Source organism: Candidatus Zixiibacteriota bacterium, from assembly GCA_040753495.1.
In the GTDB taxonomy this organism is placed as follows: domain Bacteria; phylum Zixibacteria; class MSB-5A5; order GN15; family PGXB01; genus DYGG01.
In genome coordinates, this window is the sequence record JBFMEF010000107.1 from 1 (window position 1) to 7,482 (window position 7,482).

Genomic DNA, 7,482 nt, shown 5'->3' on the forward strand with positions numbered 1-7,482 from the left:
GACCCCGATTCCGCCTTTTTGTTCTTGTATTAATCGACTCGTCTGATTTAATTGTCCCATCAAATGATAACCCTCAACTTGATTATCGGCATCGTCGGAATGATGGCGCTTCTTTTGGCGTTCATTCTGAACCTTTTGAAACGATTAACCCAGGACGACCAGACCTATATCGGATTAAATATCGCCGGGGGAGGGCTTTCCACCTACTATGCGGTTTCACTTGACGCCGTTCCCTTCATAATTCTCGAAGGGGTCTGGACTTTGTTCGCCCTTTACAAACTTTTCAAGGTGCTGAAGGTGATTTGAGAAGATGGATGCGATTTCGCTTCTGGGATATCTTGCCGGAACTTTGACAACCCTGTCATTTCTGCCGCAACTCATTAAGGTGATTAAGTCACGCTCGACCAAAGATATCTCTTTGTTGATGTTTGTCGTTATCTGTATCGGGATATTTCTCTGGCTGGTGTACGGCATTCTAATCGGCTCGCCCCCGATTATAATCGCCAATGTCGTTACGCTGGCGATCGCGGGGATGATTCTGCTTTACAAATTAAGATATAAATAAAACAATCGGGTAGGTCGCAATCCTTCTTAGGTTTCGACATTGCGGGATTGTCAAAACCTATGTCGCCACGGAGCCAAGAGACGGACTTTGTCCAACTTGCTTTAATCGTCCGGGGAGCATTTGCAGGGCAGGAGCCCCCGCCTGCGGCGGGCTCCTGTCAGAATCCGCCGGTTACGACGGATTCAAAATGGTCAAGGGTATTCGTTCCGAAAATCGGAACGAAAAGGGCACTAGCGCCCTCCTTCGGCGGGCAAGCAGGGCTCGTGCCCTGCTAAGCTGAAGTTCACTGGGGGCGATGACGCGCCCTCAGGCTGATTTATAGAGCTGCTCCCCGTTTTGATTCTGCACCACGACATCAACCTTTACCCCTTTGCGGACACTCTGGGTGACGATGCAGAAGTCTTCGAAGAGATTGATACATTGCGCCACCCGGTTGGGAGCCTCAGTGCCGATATTGACATTGATTAACACCTCGGCGCCGCCGACTCGAAAGCGCCCTTTCTCGTTCCTCACAATTGTAGTGGTCACAGCAGATTTCAGGCCGCTTGTTTCTACCCGCGCTTTCTGCAGGCAGAAAAGCAGGCTGGCGCTGAGGCAGTTGCCAATTGCCGCCGAAAGAATGCGCGCGGCATTGGGACCGGCATTTTTGCCCAGCGGGGAAGGCTCATCCAGAAGAATCTGCCCCATTCCCTCGTCGAAAGTAACCAGGAACTCGAAATCCTTCTTATGCTCCATCGTGATGGTAAATTTCTTTTCGTCCATTTGTCCCTCTATTTATCCAGCGCTTTTAAGGATTCTTCCACAAACCGGTACTCCGGCATCATTCCTTCAATAAAGAATTTCTCATTGATGACCGTCTTTGGCACTCCCTGAACGGAGTACCTGTTCGCCAGATGCGGAAATTCGGTTGCCTCGATTCCATCGGCCGTTATCCATTCCGATTCCATGGCGAAGGCATGCGCGAGCCGCACCGCGGCCGGGCAGTACGGTCACGTCGGAGTGACGAAGACCTGAAAATGAAGCGGCTGCTTGACCGTTTTCAGTTTTTCGCGAGTTTTCTCTGAAAGCCCCGAATCTCGCTTGGAAACCGCAATTATATCCTCCAGGAGGGTGGCAAACTCATAGCCGGCCGGAATTCCGTAAAATCGGATGCCGTAGTCTTTCTCTCCCAGAATTACGGTCGCCGGAATCTTGTCTATTTTGTACTGGTCGGCTATCGGCTTGTCGAGCTGAAAATTGTACACCTCCAGTTTCAATTTGTCAGACAGCGAGACCAGCTCCTCCAATAATTGCCGGGTCTCGCGACAGTACTGGCATTCCAATTCCTGAGTAAAGTAGACCAGCCTGACGAGATTGCTCAGCCCTTTAAGTTTTTCCTGGATTGCCTTACGGTCTTTTTCTTGAAGATATGCCATGACCCACCCCTTCAAAAAACAGTCTAAAGCGTCACTATAATACCCCCGCCTGGAATCGAACCAGGATTACCGGCTCCGGAGGCCGATGCGTTATCCATTACACCACGGGGGCAATTGCCATACATCTTATGTATGAACCAATACTATGATTTTTCAGCCGGCTTGTCAATCATAGTTTTCAAACTCTGCGTTATCGCAGTTCCGTCTTGACCCCGGGCATTTTATCGGCTAAGATTAAGTTGACCATTTAGCTGACAAGGACATGACAATGAATGCCAAAATAGGGTTATCAATATTCTTTGCGATGTTTCTATCTGTGGCGGCGGCAACGGAGCTGCACGTCGGACCGCTGAAAATGGATAAGATTGACCCCCGACTGCGGGAGATATTCCGGGACAATCCGGAGCGGAGTCTCAAGGTCTGGGTCTTTTTCACCGACAAGGAAACCTTCGACCAGACTTCTTTCCGCGGCAAAGTACTGTCCGCTATGCAATCGTTTTCCGAAAGGGCGCGACTTCGACGACAGAGGCGCAGCCTTGAACCGGCCGGAGATTACCACGACATTCCGGTCAGTCCAAGTTATATTGAAATATTGAGACAGTCTGGGGCAGAAATCCTGCGCCCGTCGCGCTGGCTGAACGCCGTGGCGGTGAATGCCACTTCAACTCAGATTGAGCAGTTCGCGGCTCTGCCATTCGTTTCGGAAATCAAAATGGTTGCCGCCTTCAGGCGAAAACCGCTGCCGGAGGGGACAATGTTACCCCGGAAAGAAGCGGCCGACCCTGATTATGGCAATTCCTTTACACAGCTTAATATGGTCAATATTCCGCTGATGCATCATCTTGGTTATACCGGAGAAGGGGTTCTCATTGCGATTTTTGATACCGGCTTTGAGCTCAATCATCCTTCCCTTGCCTCTCTGAATCTGATTGACAAGTATGACTTCATAAATAACGATACCTCTGTCGGCGACCGGAGCAATTCGCCAATTGAGCCGCAGCATGGAACCTATGTCCTTTCGGTCTGCGGCGGATATGCCCCCGGCTTCTTAGTGGGAGCCGCTTTTGATGCCGATTACCTCCTGGCAAAAACCGAGAAAACTTATGCCGAAGAAATTTCCGAAGAATACAACTGGATTGCGGCGGCCGAATGGGCTGATTCTCTCGGCGCCGATATCATATCGTCGTCGCTGGGGTATGTCGATTGGTACGAGAATACCGACGGCACCGCTATCTATTCGATGCTTGATGGCAACACCGCTCCTATCACCATTGCGGCCGATATTGCCGCCTCCCGCATGATTGCCGTCTTTAACGCCGCCGGTAATGAAAGAGATGACCCCTTTTTCTATATTTCTCCCCCGGCCGATGCCGATTCCATCATTTCGGTTGGGGCAGTCAACGCCAGCGGTCTGATTGCCGGCTTCTCGTCTTCCGGTCCCACATATGACGGCCGCCGAAAGCCAGAGATAGTGGCGCTGGGGATAAATGCCACCGCCGCCAATTTCAACGGAGGATACACTCTTGCCAGCGGGACTTCACTTTCCACCCCAATAGCCGCCGGGGCCGGGGCACTCCTGCTGCAGATTCATCCTGACTGGAATCCTATTCAGCTTCGCGATGCTCTGTCTCGCTCCGCTGACCGCTATGCCAACCCAGACTATCTTTACGGCTATGGCCTCTTCGACACCTTCAAAGCCTCCGGTCTGCTCCAAATTAATCCTATATCTTCTATAAGGTTACAGGTGCGAGATACTGTCTCATTGACAATTTCCGCTATCGGAGGTGGGGGGGAGACAATCTCATTTTCGGCATCCAATCTGCCGTCCAGCGCCGGTTTCATCGATAATGGCGATGGTACCGCCTCATTGACCTATGTTGGGACAGCGGAAGATATCGGTTCCAGGACGGTCCAATTTGTTGCCACCGCCGGAATAAATGCCGATACCGCCGACGTGCTGTTCTCAGTTTTTGAACGATTTCTTATAACCGCGGGTCCAAACCCCTTTACCGACACTTTGACCATATTTCTCGGTCAATTGCCGCAAACATCCGCAAAAATAACCATCCATACCGTTTCGGGAGAGAAAGTTTGGGAAAAAATCTCCGATAATAACAGTACCCCTGGCGAGGCCATAATCTGGAATGGGACAAATTCCGAGGGAAAGAAAGTGGCGCCGGGGATGTACATAGTTATTGTCGCCGCTGGCAGGACAGTGGAGAAGATTAAAGTTTTTAAAAAAATCTGAACTGAGATGAATAGCCCCGTAACGGAAACGCGCGCCATTGACCGACGTCTGAAGCGATGCGCAGTTTTCAAAATCGACCTCAAAGGACGATTTGTCTATATCGACGACCTGACCGAAGATATTCTTCATTGTCCGCGGGAGAACCTTTTCGGACGAGATATCAAAGGATTCCTGACCGAAGATTCTCATTCCACTCTCCGGACGATTTTTCAAAGATGCCGCCACTATGAGACTTTCTTCGAAGCGGTCGAACTTAATTTTGTCAATGCCCAGGGAGAGGGACAGCCGTACCAGGCAGTGATTTCGCTCAATTTTATTGCCGGTAATCCCGCCAATTATCAGGTGGTGCTTCTTCCGTTAGTGCGGATTCCGGCGGTCAGCACTGACGCCGACCTCTTTGCCGCTGTCCGCGAGAATATTTCCGATTCCATTGCGGCGACGGTCGCCAATATTGACTGGAAGGGCTTGACCGCCTCACTTTTGAAACATCCTGCCATCCTCCAGAATGGAATCTATGAGTTCGAGAATAACCGTCTTCGTCTCTTGGGCGCCTCCAGCGTGGAGTACTCCTACAAGATAGATTTCGGCGATATCGCTCTGAGCCGTGAGGAATTTGAAACCAGCCGTGCCGCCGGGGAGAATGTTAAATGCACCCTGGTATCTATCGGCGAACAGGAGGGACCGCCGCTTGCCGATCTTTGGTACTCTCTTGTCTGTCGCGGAGAAAAATGGGGCATCTTGAGAATTATCACCCGCGGCGATTATCAACGTCTCGATGTCGAGTTGCGAAACCTGGCGCGCTACCTCGGCAACGCTCTCTATTCCTTCGCCATCTGAATCGGGATATTATGGACAGTACCGTTTATGTTCCAGAAACCGCCGCAGTTAGAAATCAGGAATTGCGCCCCCCAAGAGAGGGCGACAATCAGCGCCGTCTGGTAATCCGCAAGGGCGTTCCCGACACTAAAGGACGCGAACAGGAACTGCTTGATATAGTTTCTTTTACCGCGGCTACCATCAATCACGAAGTCAATAATCCCCTCATGTCGATACTTGCAACCGTGGAGATGCTGTTGAATTCCCCGGTAGAGATGCCGCCGGATATAAGAGATAGAATAATCCGCATTGGCGCCGAAGCGGAGAGAATCAGAGAAGTTATTGAGACCCTGATTGATATTGAGCATCTGCGGTTTCGCCAAACCGACGGCGGCAAATTGATTGAACTCTGAGCGCCGTTTCCTTTCCAAACAAATTCATCTGTTGCCATATTTCCCTTGACTTATCAATCACCGCCGCTATATTGAAAAACTCACGGGGCCGTAGTTCAGTTGGGAGAACGCTTGACTGGCAGTCAAGAGGTCAGGGGTTCGACTCCCCTCGGCTCCAGAAAAATGCAAGCCGTCGGAAATCCCCGGCGGTTTTTGTTTAAGTTTACGATGAAACGCAGTTCGCGAAATGTCATATCGCTGAGACGGTTCAATTTCGACCTCTTTGAAAGCCCCGCGGCGCCGTCCGAATCTGTCCCGGTTACAATATCCCCGGCAACTTCGGCAAACGCCCGGACCAGTCTTCCCAGCCTGGAGCGGCTCCAGGAGCTCTTCGATGAATATAACCTCGCTTATTTCCAGGGGAAATTGCCATGGGTAAAGATAAATTACTCCGAGCGTTTGCTGGGAGCGGGACTTTATTATCCTCGGCGCCAGGAGATAAAAATCGGCGTGAAATATCATCAACTCTTTCCGGAAGAGATTGAGGATACGCTGAAACATGAGATGATTCATATCATTCATCCCCGTCATGACCGGGCTTTTAAATCTATGGCGCAGCGACTGGGGGCTTCGCTCAAGGCTCGCTCACATCCCAGTCTGCGCGGACAGTACCGATACCTCTATTACTGCCCCAACTGCCAGAGAGAATATCCACGCCGAAAGCGGCTGCGGATGGCATCCTGTGGAGTCTGCTCCAAAGGGGGAAAATTCGACCCAAAATTCAAACTTATTTCCAAGCGGCAAGATTTTCGGAAGGCTTAATTCTTTGCCGTTGAACAGGTAAATAATTCTAAAAAGACTTGACAGGTTGATGAATTTGAATATATTGAAAGGCTTTTGAAGTCGTTAAATTGTTAAACCGGAACTTTCCGGGGGTAGGATGAAGACATTTATACCAAAGGTTGAGACCTTACATAAGAAGTGGTACTTGCTTGACCTGAATGGCATGACGTTAGGTCACGCCGCCGTGGCTGCCGCCAATGTCCTGCGAGGCAAGAACAAGGCTATATTTACGCCGCATCTGGATACCGGCGATTACCTGATTGCCATCAATGCCACAAAACTTAAAATCTCCGGCGGCAAAGAGGCCGATAAGAAATATTACAATTTTTCCGGCTATCCCGGAGGGCTGAAGGTCACCCCTTATCGCCGGATGATGCAAACCAAGCCGGAACAGGTTTTCGAGCGGGCCGTGATGGGCATGCTCCCCAAGAACCGACTGGGTCGCAAGATGTTTAAGAAATTGCATGTTTACCCGGGGGAGGCGCATCCGCACCAGGCACAGAAACCGGAACCGTTGAAATAATATCGATTTATTAATAGAGTGAATTCATGAGTGAAACAGTTTTTGCAGCGACCGGTCGCAGGAAAGAATCGGTTGCCCGCGCCGTAATCAAAGTGGGCGGCGGAACGTTTGTCATCAATGACAAGACTCCCCGCGAGTATCTCAAACGAGGGGTTCTTGTAGATATCATCAATCAGCCGATAAAAGAGACGGACACCTTGGGAAAACTGGATATCTATTGCAGCGTTCGGGGAGGCGGACTGGCCGGTCAGGCCGGCGCGCTTCGTCTCGCCATTTCACGTGCTATCGCCAAACTTGACCCCGACCTTCGTCCCATGCTGAGAAGAAAAGGGTATTTGACGCGGGACCCGCGAGCTGTCGAACGGAAGAAATTCGGGCGTCCCAAAGCTCGTCGTCGCTTCCAGTACTCGAAACGATAAAAGTAACTATCCGGATTTACCGGAAATAATCACATTCGGCCTGGCTTCCGGCGGTCCCATTCGTGGTCCGGAGGCAGCGGCCGGGTGGAAGCACCAACCAATTGAAAGGTCTTAGAATGGTTACTCCTGAAATCAGGGAACTCCTCGAAGCCGGCGTCCATTTCGGGCATCAAACCCGCCGGTGGAATCCGAAAATGCGGCCGTTTATTTTCACCGAAAGAAACGGCATCTATATCATCGACCTCAACAAGACGCTGGACG

General features: G+C 50.8%; 11 protein-coding genes and 2 tRNA genes. 10 read left to right on the forward strand and 3 right to left on the reverse strand.

The window, feature by feature from the left end; translation table 11 throughout:
• Positions 1-63: 63 nt before the first annotated feature.
• Together AB1690_06945 and AB1690_06950 are read left to right on the forward strand one after the other, a co-directional pair.
• A complete protein-coding gene (locus AB1690_06945; GenBank protein MEW6015043.1) occupies positions 64-306 on the forward strand; it encodes a hypothetical protein in 243 nt (80 codons plus the stop codon).
• Between the two features lie 4 nt (positions 307-310).
• Positions 311-565, forward strand: coding sequence for a SemiSWEET transporter (locus tag AB1690_06950; protein ID MEW6015044.1), 255 nt, complete (start codon positions 311-313; stop codon positions 563-565).
• 306 nt (positions 566-871) lie between these two features.
• Here the strand turns inward: AB1690_06950 and AB1690_06955 are convergent, their stop codons facing one another.
• The 3 genes from AB1690_06955 to AB1690_06965 form a co-directional block, all read right to left on the reverse strand.
• The gene (locus tag AB1690_06955; GenBank protein MEW6015045.1) at positions 872-1,327 is read right to left on the reverse strand and encodes an OsmC family protein; all 456 of its coding nucleotides are present in this window, start codon (positions 1,325-1,327) and stop codon (positions 872-874) included.
• Between the two features lie 8 nt (positions 1,328-1,335).
• On the reverse strand, positions 1,336-1,980 hold the full coding sequence (locus AB1690_06960) for a thioredoxin family protein (GenBank protein ID MEW6015046.1): 645 nt from the start codon (positions 1,978-1,980) through the stop codon (positions 1,336-1,338).
• A 40-nt stretch (positions 1,981-2,020) separates the two neighbouring features.
• Positions 2,021-2,092: transfer RNA gene (locus AB1690_06965), tRNA-Arg, on the reverse strand.
• Positions 2,093-2,248: 156 nt separating this feature from the next.
• Between AB1690_06965 and AB1690_06970 the strand changes: the two genes are divergently transcribed.
• The 8 genes from AB1690_06970 to AB1690_07005 all read left to right on the forward strand — a co-directional run.
• Complete coding sequence (locus AB1690_06970; protein ID MEW6015047.1) at positions 2,249-4,228, forward strand: S8 family peptidase; 1,980 nt, start codon at positions 2,249-2,251, stop codon at positions 4,226-4,228.
• Positions 4,229-4,234: 6 nt separating this feature from the next.
• Positions 4,235-5,065, forward strand: coding sequence for a PAS domain-containing protein (locus AB1690_06975; protein ID MEW6015048.1), 831 nt, complete (start codon positions 4,235-4,237; stop codon positions 5,063-5,065).
• A gap of 11 nt (positions 5,066-5,076) precedes the next feature.
• Positions 5,077-5,457, forward strand: a complete 381-nt coding sequence (locus tag AB1690_06980; GenBank protein ID MEW6015049.1) for a histidine kinase dimerization/phospho-acceptor domain-containing protein — start codon at positions 5,077-5,079, stop codon at positions 5,455-5,457.
• A gap of 84 nt (positions 5,458-5,541) precedes the next feature.
• Positions 5,542-5,614, forward strand: a tRNA-Ala gene (locus AB1690_06985).
• 50 nt (positions 5,615-5,664) lie between these two features.
• Positions 5,665-6,258, forward strand: coding sequence for a SprT-like domain-containing protein (locus tag AB1690_06990; protein ID MEW6015050.1), 594 nt, complete (start codon positions 5,665-5,667; stop codon positions 6,256-6,258).
• Between the two features lie 118 nt (positions 6,259-6,376).
• Positions 6,377-6,802 carry a 50S ribosomal protein L13 gene (rplM, locus tag AB1690_06995; protein MEW6015051.1) on the forward strand — a complete coding sequence of 142 codons (426 nt, stop codon included), beginning with the start codon at positions 6,377-6,379 and terminating at the stop codon, positions 6,800-6,802.
• A 26-nt stretch (positions 6,803-6,828) separates the two neighbouring features.
• The gene (gene rpsI, locus AB1690_07000; GenBank protein ID MEW6015052.1) at positions 6,829-7,221 is read left to right on the forward strand and encodes a 30S ribosomal protein S9; all 393 of its coding nucleotides are present in this window, start codon (positions 6,829-6,831) and stop codon (positions 7,219-7,221) included.
• 116 nt (positions 7,222-7,337) lie between these two features.
• Positions 7,338-7,482 (forward strand): 30S ribosomal protein S2 (locus AB1690_07005; GenBank protein MEW6015053.1); only part of this gene is annotated, 145 nt, incomplete at its 3' end.